Consider the following 17,012-nt stretch of genomic DNA (forward strand, 5'->3'; position numbering starts at 1 on the left):
CATGAAAGCCCTATTTTTCCTAGCTAGCTTATTCTTTATTTTTTCACTAAGTGCCAATGCTCAAAAAGATGTATTGAGACTTAAGGCTGCAGATTTCGATGAGTTGAATAGTATTATCATTCAAGAGAGTGATCTCTGGAGATTCACGACCGACCCTAATGCATTTTGGTCAAATGACACCCTTGTTGCTGAAGATTGGCAAAATAAAAACACACTGAACTTTGCTCCATTCTTCCACCTCGACCGAACCTTAGAAGGATGGTTTCAGATTAAATTATCCTTTGATGAAAGTATTACTTCTCAACCCGTTGGATTAAATGTTGGAAATTTTGGCCAAGCATTGGAAATTTTCTTGGATGGGAAATTGATCCATAAAATTGGCTCTTTAGGTGAGGGAGACGAAAAATACCAGCGAGGAATTCCAGAAAATCTATACGATGTAATTCCGCTTAACATAAACCCGAATCAAGAATATGTCCTTAACATTCATTACAAATACGAACCTGTAGGATTTCCAGCGAACCTGTTTACTATCTCGGATTCTTTCAGATTTGGATGTGCGATTACTGGTCCTGCCTATGAAACTCCTGCTTCAGGAATAAATATTTCTGAATTAGGTGTCACTCTTTTTTCTGCAGGGATAGTTGGTACCATTTTGATCCTTTTGCTGATGCTACTATTTCAAAATTGGAATGACGAGTTATTGCGGCTCCTAGCAATCTGTATAACTGGTTTTGCTTCATTGGTTGCCACAAGCATATTCACTGATTTCGGCATTTATTTCAACTATCCTCTTTATGTCGTGGTGAGCGGATTATCCGATTTATCGTTTGCACTAATTTTACCCACCCTACCCCTGATTTTTTCAATTATTTTCACGGGCCAACTCCCTCAAAAAAAGGGTTTTGCTTGGGCTTTTTTCTTCCTATGTATTCTGGAATTTCAGTTTTTACACATCGCAGCACTTGGATTCTCGCTGCTTGTCATCGGATTTGGGACTAGTCTCACATACATCGTACGATCGAGAAAAACTGTAAAAGGTGCTCAATGGTATGTCGTGATTGGAGGGATCATCTTTTTATTAAGTGCAATTTTGCTGTTTTCCTTATTCCTTCAAAATAGTCCGTGGGTGAACCCGTTCACTTTCAATTTTCTTATGTTGGTTTTTCCATTTTCACTGGTAGGCTATGTGGTGACCAGATTTAAAGAGGCAGAAAAAGAAGTGAAACTAAAATCTCAAAAGGTAATTCAGATTACGGAGGAAAAAAGACTTCAAGCGCTAAACCAGAAAGATCTATTAGAAAAGGAAGTAAAACTCAGGACTGCCGAATTAAGTCAATCCCTAGAAAACCTAAAATCCACCCAAGCTCAACTCATTCAATCGGAAAAAATGGCTTCCCTGGGTGAGCTAACTGCAGGAATTGCCCATGAAATCCAAAACCCGCTAAACTTTGTGAATAATTTCTCGGAGTTGAATAAAGAGTTGCTTGAGGAAGCAAATGAGGAGTTGGAAAAGGGCGATATCGAAGAGACTAAAGTCATCTTAAAAGACTTAGGAGAGAATTCCGAAAAGATCAACTACCATGGCAAGCGCGCCGATGCCATCGTCAAAGGAATGCTCGAGCATAGTCGAAGCAATAAAGGCGATAAAGCCCTTACAGATTTGAATGCTCTAGCTGATGAGTTTGTGCGACTCTCCTATCATGGACTTCGAGCCAAGGACAAAGAGTTCAATGCCGACTTTAAATTGGATCTTGATCTCGACTTACCAAAAGTGAATGTGGTCGCTTCCGATATAGGCCGAGTGATTTTAAATCTGGTGAATAATGCTTTTTACGCAGTAAATGAAAAAGTAAAATCTGCCCCTGAAGGCTACAACCCAAAGGTGGTAATCAGTTCGAAGCAGACCGAAAAGGGAGTCGAGCTCACAGTAAAAGACAATGGAGATGGGATACCCGAACACATTAAAGAAAAAATCTTTCAACCCTTCTTTACAACAAAACCTACAGGGTCTGGGACAGGTCTCGGATTGTCCTTAAGCTATGATATTGTGAAAGCACATGGAGGCGAATTGAAAATTGAAAGTCATTCTCACAATGGGGAAAACGCGGGTGCTTCCTTTATTATCATCCTTCCAAATTCAAAAATTGAAAGACAATGAAATTAGATCGCAAGCAAATAATTAGGTTTTTTCTTTTACTATGGGCAATCCCCATTTTGGTTCTTTCTTGTCAGCCGAAAAAAAGCCCCATAGAATTCCCCTCGGATAAAACTGAATTCGAAGAACCAAAAATTTCCCCTTTAGAATTCGGTGATCCTAAAGAAGTCGAATGGAATGTAACGGATATGAAAGCTTTTCCAGCTCCCATTTCCAGGAATGTGAACCTCCAAGACCTCGCCGCAAAGCCGTTTTATCCAGAGGGGTATTTTCCATTAAAGACGCCAATGATTGAAATTGACGTTGCTTTTAACCCGCTTTTAGACTCCTCAATTATTTTCTCAGAAATCCCTTCACTAGAAATTAACTTTGAAACTTCCTTATTGGATAAACCCAAGAAAATAAAGGCAGGCCTACCAAAAATTGACAAAAACTCTTCACTGGGCATATTGGAATTTAGCGAAGACCAAGGTTTACCAAGTTATTTGGTGACTGCTTTAAAAGAAGATAGCCATGGGGCAATGTGGATTGCCACTGATAAAGGTTTAAGCAGGTTTGATGGAGAATATCTGGAAAATTTCAATTTTATAGAATCATTTTTTACTGGAAGTCAAGCTATTGTAAATGATATCCTAGAGGATAAAAGAGGTAGAATATGGATTTATACCTCTCAAAAAGGGCTTTATACCCTAGACATTAGAAGAGGTTTAGTAAATAGCTTTGATTTTTCAGCAATAGACCAAAGCTTCAATTTCAATGATAACTGCTCTATGGTCATGGATGAAGAAGGCTCAATTTGGGTAGGTACCCTTCGGGATGGACTTTTTATCATTGATCCTGAAAATGATACTTACAGACATATCCCTCAACTTGGGCCAACAGCTATTCAAGATGCTTCCAAGTTGACAATAGATAAGGATGGAAATATTTGGGTAGGATCAAGTTTAGGTTTAACAAAAATAGATCCCAGAAACGGTAGTGTTCAGACCATAGAAAATCAAAAAGATGTGATTATAGCACCTGTCAACGCTCTTTTTACTGATAGCAATAATCAAATCTGGGTAGGATCTTCCTCGGAAAGTGTGTCAGTGTTCAACACGAGTCGCACCAAAGTCAACATACTGGGAAATGATCAAGGAATAGAGACAAGTATCGCTCACTTTTCAGAAGGGTTTGATCAAAAAATATGGATGTCATCAAATGAAGGTCTTTATTCTTTTGACCCAAACCAGCGAAGACTGAAACACATAAATGCCTCCGATGGTTTGATAGATGATTTCATCAATACTACCTTATTTGACAGCGAGGGTCAAATTTGGATTGCAACTCAGGATGGAATTAATCTTTTCCCTTTAAAAGGTCTTGCTCCTATTTTTCTCAAAGCCTCCGATGGTCTCACAGGCCCTGATGCATGGTCATTTTTTGAAGACTCAAATGGAAGACTTTGGATAGGTACTCGGCAAGGATTGGATATTTATGATCCAGAGAAAAACTCTATCAAACGGATTGATCAAGCACTTCAAATGAGAAAGGCAAATAACATTTCTCATAAAACCCAAAGGCTTTCTCCCAGCGAATTGCTTATCTCTTCACCAGGTTTAGGCTATTGTATCTACGATGAGATAAACCAAACAATTAAATATATCACCTCCAACCAAGGTCTTACAAATATTTTTCCCTCTTCTACAATAGTGGATAGTAAGGGAAGAATATGGAGTGGATCCTTTCGTGATGGGAGCATAGAAGTTATAGATTTAAAGAATAATCAAGTAAAAGGTTTAACGAACAAGGAGGGAATATTCGGATCTATAGTTTGGGGGTTTATTGAAGATCCTTATGGACAAATTTGGGCAGGAACAGACCTAGGTATAAACATCATCAATACTGAAAACAATACTATCTCTCTCCTTCTGGAATATGGGAAACCAAGTCAACGAAATTCTGGGGCATTTTTTAAGGATGAAGAGGAGAGACTTTGGATTGGAACCCGTTCTGGACTTCTTATCGCAGACCAAGAAAACAATCAATTAACCGAAATCTCTGTACAGGAAGGACTTATTAATCCCGCTGTTTATACCGCCTATAGTTCAAATGGAATTAACTATATAGGAACTGGCAACGGACTTACCATCCTTACGCCAAAACCTGAGGGCAATGAACAGAATAAGCTGGAATTTGACTTAAAATCATTTGACAAAGGCCAAGGTTTGATTTATACAGATTTCAATGCGGATGCAGCCTTTGAATTCAATGATAAACTTTGGTGGGGGATCGAAACTGAAGCAATTACGCTTACCAATCTTCCACAAAAGAATCCTTCAGAGAGTCAAGCACGGATATCTGGAATAACCATTTCTGATAAGCCTCAGGTTTTCTTCGATAGAGAAGATCTTAGCAGTTCATACCCTAAATTAGACACCCTTTTCAGTGCGAAGAAGGACACCTTTTTTCTGGCCAACAACATACCGGATGAAAGTAATTGGCTAAGTGAAAATGAAATAAAATGGGATGGGTTAACTGGATATTTTAACCTTCCAGCTCAATTAGAAATACCTTTTGAGCATAATTATCTGAGCTTCCAATTCAATAGCACACAGCTTTCCGATAGGGATAAAGTAAGATATAGGTATTTTTTAGAAGGATTTGATAAGGAATGGAGTCAAATTTCATCAGATCCTTTCAGCGAAAACTACAGAAATCTACCTGCGGGTGATTATACGTTTCATGTCCGTAGTTTATCCTTTGACGGCCGTTGGAGTGAACCGGACAGGTTTAGTTTTACTATTCTCCCCCACTGGACCAATACTTGGTGGGCTTGGGTTTTATACCTCATAGGGTTTTCAACATTAGTTGGAACAATTGTTCAATATCGGGCCAAGGCATTAAAAAAGGAAAATTTGATCCTTGAAGAAAAAGTCAAACACCGTACAGCTCAACTCAACCAATCCCTCGAAAACCTAAAATCCACCCAAGCTCAACTCATTCAATCGGAAAAAATGGCTTCCCTGGGTGAGCTAACTGCAGGAATTGCCCATGAAATCCAAAACCCGCTGAACTTTGTGAATAACTTCTCGGAGTTGAATAAAGAGTTGCTTGAGGAGGCAAATGAGGAGTTGGAAAAGGGCGATATCGAAGAGACTAAAGTCATCTTAAAAGACTTAGGAGAGAATTCCGAAAAGATCAACTACCATGGCAAGCGCGCCGATGCCATCGTCAAAGGAATGCTCGAGCATAGTCGAAGCAATAAAGGCGATAAAGCCCTTACAGATTTGAATGCTCTAGCTGATGAGTTTGTGCGACTCTCCTATCATGGGCTTCGAGCCAAGGACAAAGAGTTCAATGCTGACTTTAAATTGGATCTCGATCCCGACTTACCAAAAGTAAATGTTGTTGCTTCGGATATCGGCCGAGTGATTTTAAATCTGGTGAATAATGCTTTTTACGCCTGTGCTGAGCGGAGTCGAAGTACAGTAAATGAAAAAGTAAAATCTACCCCTGAAGGCTACAACCCAAAGGTGGTAATCTGTTCGAAGCAGACCGAAAAAGGAATCGAACTCTCCGTAAAGGATAATGGAAATGGTGTCCCCGAACACATTAAAGAAAAGATCTTTCAACCCTTCTTTACAACAAAACCTACAGGGTCTGGGACAGGTCTCGGATTGTCCTTAAGCTATGATATTGTGAAAGCACATGGAGGGGAGTTGAGGGTAGAAAGTGAAGAAGGTGAGGGAACAACCTTTATTATTTCCTTACCTTTTAAATTCAATCCCATATGATGATATCGAAAACGAAAACCATACTATTTTTTTCTTGCCTTGCGGCCATTTTTACGGTATCCTGTGATGATGATGAAGCTAAAAAAAGGGCTCTTGACCCGACCGCCTTCAGAGCGCCTGTAACCAACGCCTTTAAGCTTACAGACCCTAAACCCATCGAATGGCAAGTTGTTGACCCGGATAGTATTGACCTTCCTCAAACATATCCGTTGGACATTGACAAAATACCTTCTAAGCCATTCAATATTACTGAGTTCAAAACTCTAAATCCTCCAATGGAGGAATCTCCCCTGGATTGGGATCCTAATAATCGGATGAAACTGGAATTTGACACCATTCCGATTAAAAAGAAAATTTCTATCCTTCCTGAACCGGTTGTTACCAGAATGAACCAACCAAGTGCTCTGAGTGGAACCTCTTCGGTTATGTTGCAACTTTCGAGGGCTGAAGGGCTTCCCGGGAACGACATCAGAAAAATCATTGAGAACGAAGACGGCACATATTGGATTGCCACCTTCGACGGAGGACTATGTCTCTACAACGGGAATGAGTTATATACTTATGATTATTTGCGAATCTGGGATCTCGAAATAGACCAGGATGACAAACTCTGGATGGCCACGGGAAATGGTATCTACGTTCTTGACTTCAAGAAAAAAACCCAAACCCATTTCCTGTCAGCGAATACAATCCTTTCCCTTCTTTGTGATCATCAAAATCAGATGTGGATAACCTATTGGCAAAAGGGCACCTATGTCATGGATAGTGAAATGGAGCATTTACGTCGAATCACCAATCCCGGATTCCTAGGTATTCGACCTAATTATCCATTGATGGAGGACAGGAATCACAATATCTGGCTATTGAGTCAAAGCGGGGATCAAACCGTAACCAGTATCATCGGTGAAGACAGACAGGACTATACAAACATTCCGATTAGTGGTGGGTATCATTTTCAGGATCGTGACAATAGGATGTGGCTGACTTCTGTAAGTGGCACCTTTGGCATTTCATTAGACGATAAAACTGTCCGTACCCTGAATGAGAAGGATGGATTTAATGAAGAAGCGCAATTTTATGACGATGCGCAATTTTATGAGGAAGACAATCAGGGAAGATTATGGATGATAAATAGTGATAGCATCCATGTACTCAACAAAGAGTACACTAAAATGAAATCAATTGCAACCAACAGTCCTGTAAGATTTGGAAATACGATAAAAGATAAAAGAGGCGTCATCTGGATTGGTACTGCTACAAATGGAATCCTTCTGGTGGATCCGGATGGACCTTTGCCTGAGTTCCTAGACGAGTCTGATGGACTTATGGATGGTCAAATCAGGAGTTTAGAGGAAGACCATCGAGGGGATATCTGGCTCGGAACACAGGACGGAATCAATATTTATAGCCCTTCCACTAAGACCCTCAAAGCGATCGATGATGCAACGCTACAAAACCCAAATTCAAGAAATATCTTTTTCATCAAAGAATTTGAAAAAGACAATCTATTCGTTGATGGAGATCAGCAGGGTTTTCTCATTATCAATCGCGAGGAAAAAGTACTCACCCAGTATCTTAAAACGCAAGAAATTGCACAACGGATTTTCGACGCCCTTAAAGATGAAGAGGGCGCCTACTGGTTAGCCACTGAGAATGGACTCTCGGTATATAATCCGGTATTAAATGAATTAAAGATCATCCCTGAGAATACTCCCCAATTAGAATCTGATTGGGTATTTTGTATTCTCGATGATGGATCAGGCCGTTACTGGCTGGGCACCACCAATGGATTGATTATCATAGATCCGGATAAAAATACGATCCAATATTTACGGGAACAGGAAGGGTTGGCCCATAATACCGTTTGGGAGATCATCCAGCGAGAGGATGGTACATTGTGGGTGGCAACAGATGGTGGCATCTCGATTATAGATCCTGTCAGCCAGACCATCACCAATCTAGGAGAAGCAGAAGGACTCGTACCGGACGCCGTGGACAACATACAGGAAAAAGACGGGACTTTATACCTAGGGAGTGAAGATGGTCTCCTGCTGGTAAACCCTCCCACTGATCCAAACACGCCCTGGAATTTTTCCAGGTATGCGGCAGCGCAAGGTTTTCTCTCAAATGACTATAACCGCAGAGCGAGCTTACTTCTGCGTAACGGGCAACTTTGGTTTGGTACTGGGCCTATTTGGAAATTGACCATTCTGACACAAGATCCGGTGATTGACACTTTGCCCAATCCGGTTTTCATAACCGGCCTGACTATCATGGATGAGAAACGCTCTTTTGATCGTATGGCAGATTTCCAACCCCTTGTTGAAACGGGAGATACCCTGTGGTCCAGCGACGGCAATCAAGTCTTGACGAAAAATACGCTGCCGCAAAACTCTGGATATGTAGTTGAGCATCAAATCCAATGGGACAGCCTTTCAAGTCCTTACAAATTGCCCATCGGGCTGCAACTGCCTTATGATCAAAATTATCTCCAGTTCAGTTTTGCCAATATGAGTGTCTTGAACAGGGATAAAATTTCCTTCAGATATATGCTGGCAGGCGCTGACGATCGCTGGATCTATGCCGGCCAGGAGCCTCAAAGCAAAAATTACTTTAATCTCTCACCTGGTGCATACACCTTTCGCGTCGCAACCAGAGGAATCAAAGGCCAATGGGGTGAACCTGCTGAATTCAGTTTTCGAATTTTTCCACCCTGGTGGCAAACCTGGTGGGCTTACCTGGCTTATGCAATCCTAGCCTTCGGCGGCATCTGGGCAATTATTCAATACCGGTCGAGGCGATTAAAGAAGGAAAACCGTTTGCTCGAAGAAAAAGTAACTCAAAGAACCGATGAGCTCCGGGAGACCATAAGCAACCTTCAATCCACCCAAGCCCAACTCATCCAATCTGAAAAAATGGCAAGCTTGGGAGAACTCACTGCTGGCATTGCCCATGAGATTCAAAATCCCTTAAACTTCGTCAACAACTTTAGCGAAGTGAGCAATGAGCTCATCGATGAGATGAAAGACGAATTTAAAAAAGGAGATATTGAAGAAGGATTTGCCATTGCGGATGACATCAAAGAAAATCTCGAAAAAATAACCCACCATGGCAAACGCGCCGATGGCATTGTAAAAGGTATGCTGGCTCATAGCAGAAGCAGCACAGGGGAGAAAGTACCCACTGATATCAATGCGCTTGCGGATGAATATTTGAGGTTATCCTATCACGGATTGCGTGCCAGAGATAGATCTTTCAATGCTGACTTTAAAACAAACTTCGATCCGAATTTACCCAAAGTGAATGTGATTCCTCAAGATATTGGTCGTGTTTTGCTCAATTTGATTAATAACGCATTTCAGGCCTGTACTGAGCCTAGCCGAAGTGCGACTGCTGAAGTTGAAAAACCTTTAGTTCAAGTTTCAACAAGAAAATCGGACAATGGAATTGAAATCTCGGTTTCAGATAACGGCCCTGGAATTCCTGAGGCTATCAAAGACAAAATATTTCAGCCGTTTTTTACGACTAAACCAACCGGACAAGGAACAGGATTGGGCTTATCGCTGAGTTATGATATTGTCAAGGCACATGGGGGCGAGTTAAAGGTGGATACGAAAGATGGATCAAGTCTGCCTGCCGGCGAGGTAGGCACAGAATTTACCATTGAATTACCTATTTAAAATGACTATGAGAATAACAACATCACAATTTTTAGGTAAAATACATTTCATCCTCCTGCTTCTGCTATTAGCCGCCTGCAACCGCAGCCCAAAAGATGACGGAACCACCCCCGCACCACTCTTTCCGCAACCTCAAATGGTAGAAGCTCACCCCGAAGGTGGTTATGCCATAAACCCGGTAACGGGGGATAGCATCAAACCCTTCATTTTGAGCAGTGGCGACACGCTCATCACCGGTGTACCCATACCAGCAAGGGGAAAACTCATTCACCCGGACAGTGTTGCCAGTCCCAGAGTGGTCAAGGCGGTTACTGAACTTGTCAAAGTAAATGCCCACCCCAACCGACATATAATACCCGAAAACCTGCCAACTTTTCAGGTTGACCACAGCCAACTTAAAACGGTGAAATTTGGCGAAGGCAATAAAGATTTTGTTTTAATTAATTCTATCGGTGACACCATACCCACCGGTATACCTATACCTGCCCGGGGCAAAACAGTAAAAGCCATACAACCCCCTCCCACCAAAGCCCTATCTCCGGCTTTTAAAGATGCCCTTACCAATTTACAATATTTAGATGTGGACCAAGGTATGGGGTCCTCTTATCTCAGCTCTATTTTAGAAGATAAAAGCGGAAACATTTGGTTCGGTACTTTAGACAGAGGTGTATCCAAATATGATGGTGAATCGTTCGTTCATTTTACCGAGGCAGCCGGCTTGAGTGATAATAGAGTCACGTCTATTTTAGAAGATAAAAGCGGAAACCTTTGGTTCGGCACTCAAGGCGGAGGCGTATCGAAATATGATGGTGAATCGTTCGTTCATTTTACCGAGGCAGCCGGCTTGAGTAATAATGATGTCAGGTCTATTTTAGAAGATAAAAGCGGAAACCTTTGGTTCGGTACTCAAGGCGGAGGCGTATCGAAATATGATGGTGAATCGTTCGTTCATTTTACCGAGGCAGCTGGCTTGAGTAATAATGATGTCAGGTCTATTTTAGAAGATAAAAGCGGAAACCTTTGGTTCGGCACTTGGGGTGGAGGCGTATCGAAATATGATGGTGAATCGTTCGTTCATTTTACCGAGGCAGCCGGCTTGAGTGATAATAGCGTCACGTCTATTTTAGAAGATAAAAGCGGAAACCTTTGGTTCGGCACTTGGGGTGGCGGCGTATCGAAATATGATGGTGAATCGTTCGTTCATTTTACCAAGGCAACCGGCTTGACTAATAATATTGTCATTTCTATTTTAGAAGATAAAAGCGGAAACCTTTGGTTCGGCACTTATGGCGGAGGTGTATCGAAATATGATGGTGAATCGTTCGTTCATTTTACCGAGGCAGCCGGCTTGAGTAATAATGATGTCAGCTCTATTTTAGAAGATAAAAGCGGAAACCTTTGGTTTGGTACTTGGGGCGGAGGTGTATCGAAATATGATGGTGAATCGTTCGTTCATTTTACCGAGGCAGCCGGCTTGAGTGATAATAGCGTCACGTCTATTTTAGAAGATAAAAGCGGAAACCTTTGGTTTGGCACTTATAACGGAGGCGTATCGAAGTATAATGGTGAATCGTTCGTTCATTTTACCAAGGCAGCCGGCTTGAGTGGTAATATTTTCTGGTCTATTTTAGAAGATAAAAGCGGAAACCTTTGGTTTGGCACTCAAGGCGGAGGCGTATCTAAATATAATGGTGAATCATTAGTTCATTTTACCGAGGCGGCCGGCTTGAGTAATAATAGAGTCAGGTCTATTTTAGAAGATAAAAGCGGAAACCTTTGGTTCGGCACTGATGGCGGAGGCGTATCTAAATATAATGGTGAATCATTCGTTCATTTTACCGAGGCAGCCGGCTTGAGTGATAATAGTGTCAGGTCTATTTTAGAAGATAAAAGCGGAAACCTTTGGTTCGGCACTGATGGCGGAGGTGTATCGAGATATGATGGTGAATCGTTCGTTCATTTTACCGAGGCAGCCGGCTTGAGTGATAATAGAGTCTGGTCTATTTTAGAAGATAAAAGCGGAAACCTTTGGTTCGGCACTGATGGCGGAGGTGTATCGAGATATGATGGTGAATCATTCGTTCATTTTACCGAGGCGGCCGGCTTGAGTAATAATAGAGTCAGGTCTATTTTAGAAGATAACAACAGGAATTTATACATAACTACAGTAAAAGGGCTTACGCAAATTAGCCCGCTCCCTGCTTCCCCCGAAGGAGGAGAAGTGTTTGCAATACAAGTTTTTGGCACACAAGATGGCCTTAAAGGATTAGATTTTTATCATAATTCTGCATTAATCGATAGTAAAAACCGTGCCTGGTGGGGAAGCGGTAAGGGTTTAACTATGTTGGATTTAAACAAGTTTAATCCATCTGCTCAAATACCACAACCATTATTAAAACAATTGGATATCAATGAGCAATTTCTAGACTACCGCAATATTTCAGATAGCCTGAGTAATGAAATAGCATTTAAAAGCGTGCAAAAATTTGAGAACTACCCGCTCAATTTAGAGTTGCCCTACCATAAAAACCACCTCACCTTTCATTTCGCTGCTATAGACTGGGCTGCTCCGCATAAAATACGATACAGTCACCGTATGCTGGGACTCAATGACAATTGGAGCAATCCCACAAGAGAAGCCAAAGCAGACTACCGAAACCTGCCCTACGGCACTTACACCTTTCAAATCAGAGCCATTGGAGCGAGTGAAGTATGGAGTGAGCCATTTGAATATACGTTTACTATAAACCCGCCTTGGTGGTACTCTTGGTGGGCTTATACTTTATATGGGCTGATATTCCTTGCGGCTTTAAGATCATTTAGCCTTTGGCGTGAACAAAAACTGCGAAAAGAAAAAGAACAACTTCAACAAAAAGTAGAAGAAAGAACCGGTGAGTTGAAGAAAAAATCTGAGGAGCTTGAACACTCATTGGAAGATTTAAAATCCACCCAAGCCCAACTCATCCAATCCGAAAAAATGGCAAGCCTTGGAGAGCTAACGGCGGGTATAGCTCATGAGATACAGAATCCGCTGAATTTTGTGAATAACTTTTCGGAGCTTAATAAGGAGCTGGTTCAAGAAGCCAAAGAAGAATTGGCTAAGGGAGACCTTGAGGAAACCAAGGCAATTCTGAATGATCTTGAGGGTAACTCTGAAAAAATCAACCACCACGGCAAACGTGCCGATGCTATTGTTAAAGGCATGCTCGCACACAGCCGAAGCAGCTCCGGTGAGAAAATACCCACCGATATCAATGCACTTTGTGATGAATACCTGCGTCTTTCCTATCACGGATTGCGTGCCAGAGACAATTCTTTCAATGCTGACTTTAAAACGTATTTTGATCTCAATCTGCCCAAAATAAATGTAGTGTCACAGGATATCGGAAGGGTGCTTTTGAACCTGATTAACAATGCTTTTCAGGCTGTTAACGAAAGGGGCAAAAAGGGAGAGTCGGGATATAAGCCAGAAGTTTCTGTAGAAACCAAGCCAACAACTAAGAACCTAACACTAATCACTATACGTGATAACGGTCCCGGCATCCCCGACTCCATCAAAGAAAAAATCTTCCAGCCATTTTTTACAACCAAGCCGACTGGGTCAGGAACGGGCTTGGGCTTGTCACTCTCTTATGATATCGTAAAGGCCCACGGTGGTGAGATAAGAGTAGAAAGCGAAGAAGGTGTGGGAACAACCTTTATTATTGCCTTACCTTTTAAATTCAATCACATATCATGATATCGAAAACGAAAACCATACTATTTTTTTCTTGCCTTGTGGCCATTTTTACGGTATCCTGTAATGATGATAAAGTTCAAAAAGGTGCTCTTGACCCGACCTCTTTCCGAACGCCTATTACCAAAGCATTTGAGTATACCGAAACCAAACCCATCGAATGGCAGGTTATTGACCCGGATAGTATTGACCTTCCTCAAACATACCCGTTGGACATTGACAAAATACCTTCTAAACCATTCATTATCAATGATTTCAAACCTCTAAATTCTCCGATGGAGGAATCCATCTTGGATTGGGACCCCAATGATCGGATTAAGCTGGAGTTTGACACAATTCCGATTGAAAAGAAAATTTCCATCCTTCCCACGCCTGTCGTCACCAAAATGAACCAACCAAGTGTTCTGACTGGAGTCTCTTCGGGGATTTTACAACTCTCCATGAGTGAGGGGCTGCCCTCTAACGAAATTAGAAAAATCATTCAGAACGAGGACGGTACGTTTTGGATTGCCACATTTGACGGTGGACTATCTCTCTACAACGGGAATGAGTTGTACACTTATGACTACACTAACATCTGGGATATTGTATTAGATCAGGATGGCAAATTATGGGTGGCCACGGGAAATAATGGGGTTTTCGTACTAGATTTTAAAAAAAGAACGCAAACCCATGTTCTGGCAACGCAGGTAATCCTTTCCCTTCTTTGTGATCATCAAAATCAAATCTGGATGAACCATTGGCAAAATGCCAACTATGTCATGGATGGTGAAATGAAGCAGTTGCGACAAATCTCCAATCCCGGCTTTGAAGGTGGGTTTCGGATAATGGAGGATCATAGGAACAATATTTGGCTCACTCATAATAGTGATGGTCAAATTGTATTGAGCGTGATCGGGGAAGACCGTGAAGACTACGTAGAAATCTTGGATGATCGGGTTTCATATTTTTTTCAAGACTCAAATCACAGTATGTGGCTGGCCGCCGAAAAGGGTCCTATGGCCATTTCATTAGAAGAAAAAACAGCTGCTACGATTGACATTAAAAAGGGGGAGCTTGGGTGGCAGGTTTTATTTGAGGAAGATCGTCACGGAAGGTTATGGGTCATAAAAAATGATACTATAGAGGTGCTTAGTAAAGATCGCAGGCAGATGAAAACGATTGTCACCAATAGTTCTGTAAGATGGGGAAATGCGATAAAAGATAACAGGGGCGTAATCTGGATTGGTACTACGGAAGGAATCCTTCTGTTGGATCCGGATGGACCTTTGCCTGAGTTCCTAGACGAGTCTGATGGGCTGATCGATAGTGAAGTCAGGAGTTTGGAGGAAGACCATCGAGGGGATATCTGGCTCGGTACCCCTTTCGGAATCAATATTTATAACCCTTCCACTAAGACCCTTAAAGCGATCGATGATGCAACGCTACAAAACCCAGATTCAAGAAATATTTTTTTCATCAAAGAAATTGAAAAAGACAATCTATTCGTTGATGGAGATCTGCAGGGTTTTCTCATTATCAATCGCGAGGAAAAAGTACTCACCCGGTATCTTACAACGCAACACATTGCGCAACGGGTTTTCGGCGCCCTCAAAGACGAAGAGGGCTTCTATTGGTTAGCCACCGATAATGGACTCGCGGTATATAATCCGGTATCAAATGGATTAAAGATCATCCCAAAGGAGTCTCCCCAATTAGGTTCTGATCGGGTAAGCTGTATTCTGGATGATGGATCAGGTCGTTACTGGCTGGGCACAAGCAATGGATTGGTTATCATAGATCCGGATAAAAATACGATCCAATATTTACGGGCACAGGAAGGATTGGTCAATAACAACATCTGGAAGATCATGCAGCGAGAGGATGGTACATTGTGGGTGGCAACAGATGGTGGCATCTCAATAATAGATCCTGTCAGCCAGACCATCACCAATCTGGGAGAAGCAGAAGGACTCGTACCGGACGCCGTGTACAACTTACAGGAAAAAGATAGTACCCTATACTTAGGGACTATAGATGGTCTCCTGGTGGTAAATCCTCCCGCTGATCTAAACAAGCCCTGGAATTTCTTCAAATACAGCGCGGGGCAAGGTTTCCTCTCAAATGACTATAACCGAAGAGCAAGCTTACTTCTTCCTAACGGGCAACTTTGGTTTGGTACTGGACCTAATTGGAAATTGACCATTCTGACACAAGATCCGGTGATTGACACCGTGCCAAGTCCGGTTTTCATCACTGGCCTGACTATCATGGATGACGAACGCTCTTTTGATCGTATGGCAGATTTAAGGCCCCTTGTTGAGACGGGAGATACCCTGTGGTCCAGCGATGGCAATCAACTCTTCACTAAAAATACGCTGCCGAAAGACTCAGGATATGTATTTGATAATCAAATCCAATGGGACAGTCTGTCAAGTCCTTACAAATTGCCCATCGGGCTGCAACTGCCTTATGATCAAAATTATCTCCAGTTCAGTTTTGCCAATCTGAGTGTCTTGAACAGAGACAAAATCTCATTCAGATATATGTTGGAAGGCGCTGACGATCGCTGGATCTATGCGGGTCAGGAGCCTCAAAGCAAAAATTACTTTAATCTCCCGCCCGGCGCCTATACCTTTCGCGTCGCAACCAGAGGAATCAAAGGCCAATGGGGAGAGCCTGCTGAATTCAGTTTTCGAATTTTTCCACCCTGGTGGCAAACCTGGTGGGCGTACCTGGCTTATGCAATCCTAGCCTTCGGCGGCATCTGGGCAATTATTCAATACCGGTCGAGGCGATTAAAGAAGGAAAACCGTTTGCTCGAAGAAAAAGTAACCCAAAGAACGGATGAACTTCGGGAGACCATTAGCAACCTTCAATCCACCCAAGCCCAACTCATCCAATCGGAAAAGATGGCGAGCTTAGGAGAGTTGACTGCAGGAATTGCCCACGAAATTCAAAACCCCTTGAATTTTGTGAATAACTTCTCTGATGTCAGTGGGGAGCTAGTGGACGAAATGAATGAGGAACTGGAGAAGGGGGACATTGAAGAGGCAAAAGCCATCGGAAAAGACTTAAAAGAAAATCTCTCGAAAATAAATCACCATGGCAAACGTGCTGATACTATTGTGAAAGGTATGCTAGAGCATAGCCGAGCCAAAAAAGGAGAGCAAACACCCACCGACTTAAATGCACTTGCCGACGAATATTTGCGGTTGAGTTACCACGGACTTCGGGCAAAAGACAAATCCTTCAATGCTGACTTTAGATTAGAACTTGACCCGGAATTACCTGAAGTAAATGTGGTTGCTTCAGAGATCGGAAGGGTAATTTTGAACCTAGTGAATAATGCTTTTTATGCCGTTCACGAAAAAGCAAAATCTGATCCTCTAGGCTACAAACCAGAGGTGGTAATCAGTTCAAAGCAGACCGAAAAGGGAGTCGAGCTCTCCGTAAAGGATAATGGAAATGGTATACCCGAACACATCAAAGAAAAAATCTTCCAGCCCTTCTTCACCACCAAGCCCACTGGGTCTGGAACGGGATTGGGTTTATCGCTATCTTATGATATCATAAAAGCGCATGGGGGTGAATTAAGGGTAGAGTCGAAAAAAGATCGAGAACTCACTGGAGGTGAGCTAGGGACAGTATTTACTATTCAACTACCGATATCCTAAGGGGAA

The 17,012-nt window shown here is 42.1% G+C and carries 5 protein-coding genes; all 5 read left to right on the plus strand.

Going from position 1 to position 17,012, the window contains the following annotated elements:
- Position 1 precedes the first annotated feature (1 nt).
- Genes ACFOSV_RS06475 through ACFOSV_RS06495 form a run of 5 tightly spaced genes read left to right on the plus strand, consistent with a single transcriptional unit; the run spans position 2 to position 17,006 of the window.
- Positions 2–2,161 carry a sensor histidine kinase gene (locus ACFOSV_RS06475; protein ID WP_377904587.1) on the plus strand — a complete coding sequence of 720 codons (2,160 nt, stop codon included), beginning with the start codon at positions 2–4 and terminating at the stop codon, positions 2,159–2,161.
- Entirely contained in the window at positions 2,158–5,934 is a 3,777-nt protein-coding gene (locus ACFOSV_RS06480; protein WP_377904589.1) for a sensor histidine kinase, read from the plus strand. Before ACFOSV_RS06475 ends, ACFOSV_RS06480 begins: the two co-directional genes overlap by 4 nt.
- The gene (locus ACFOSV_RS06485) at positions 5,931–9,614 is read left to right on the plus strand and encodes a sensor histidine kinase (protein WP_377904591.1); all 3,684 of its coding nucleotides are present in this window, start codon (positions 5,931–5,933) and stop codon (positions 9,612–9,614) included. Before ACFOSV_RS06480 ends, ACFOSV_RS06485 begins: the two co-directional genes overlap by 4 nt.
- Before the next feature lie 7 nt (positions 9,615–9,621).
- Complete coding sequence (locus ACFOSV_RS06490; RefSeq protein WP_377904593.1) at positions 9,622–13,353, plus strand: two-component regulator propeller domain-containing protein; 3,732 nt, start codon at positions 9,622–9,624, stop codon at positions 13,351–13,353.
- Positions 13,350–17,006 (plus strand): sensor histidine kinase, encoded by a 3,657-nt coding sequence (locus tag ACFOSV_RS06495; RefSeq protein ID WP_377904595.1) that lies wholly within the window; start codon positions 13,350–13,352, stop codon positions 17,004–17,006. The genes ACFOSV_RS06490 and ACFOSV_RS06495 overlap by 4 nt, the downstream gene beginning before the upstream one ends.
- Positions 17,007–17,012: the final 6 nt, after the last annotated feature.

Origin of the sequence: Algoriphagus namhaensis (genome assembly GCF_042649705.1) — a bacterium.
Classification (GTDB): Bacteria; Bacteroidota; Bacteroidia; order Cytophagales; family Cyclobacteriaceae; genus Algoriphagus; species Algoriphagus namhaensis.

Excerpts from the sequence above, each read along its gene's own strand:
- ACFOSV_RS06475 (WP_377904587.1), top strand. The coding sequence starts at position 2 with ATGAAAGCCCTATTTTTCCTAGCTAGCTTATTCTTTATTTTTTCACTA.
- ACFOSV_RS06480 (WP_377904589.1), top strand. The coding sequence starts at position 2,158 with ATGAAATTAGATCGCAAGCAAATAATTAGGTTTTTTCTTTTACTATGG.
- ACFOSV_RS06485 (WP_377904591.1), top strand. The coding sequence starts at position 5,931 with ATGATGATATCGAAAACGAAAACCATACTATTTTTTTCTTGCCTTGCG.
- ACFOSV_RS06490 (WP_377904593.1), top strand. The coding sequence starts at position 9,622 with ATGAGAATAACAACATCACAATTTTTAGGTAAAATACATTTCATCCTC.
- ACFOSV_RS06495 (WP_377904595.1), top strand. The coding sequence starts at position 13,350 with ATGATATCGAAAACGAAAACCATACTATTTTTTTCTTGCCTTGTGGCC.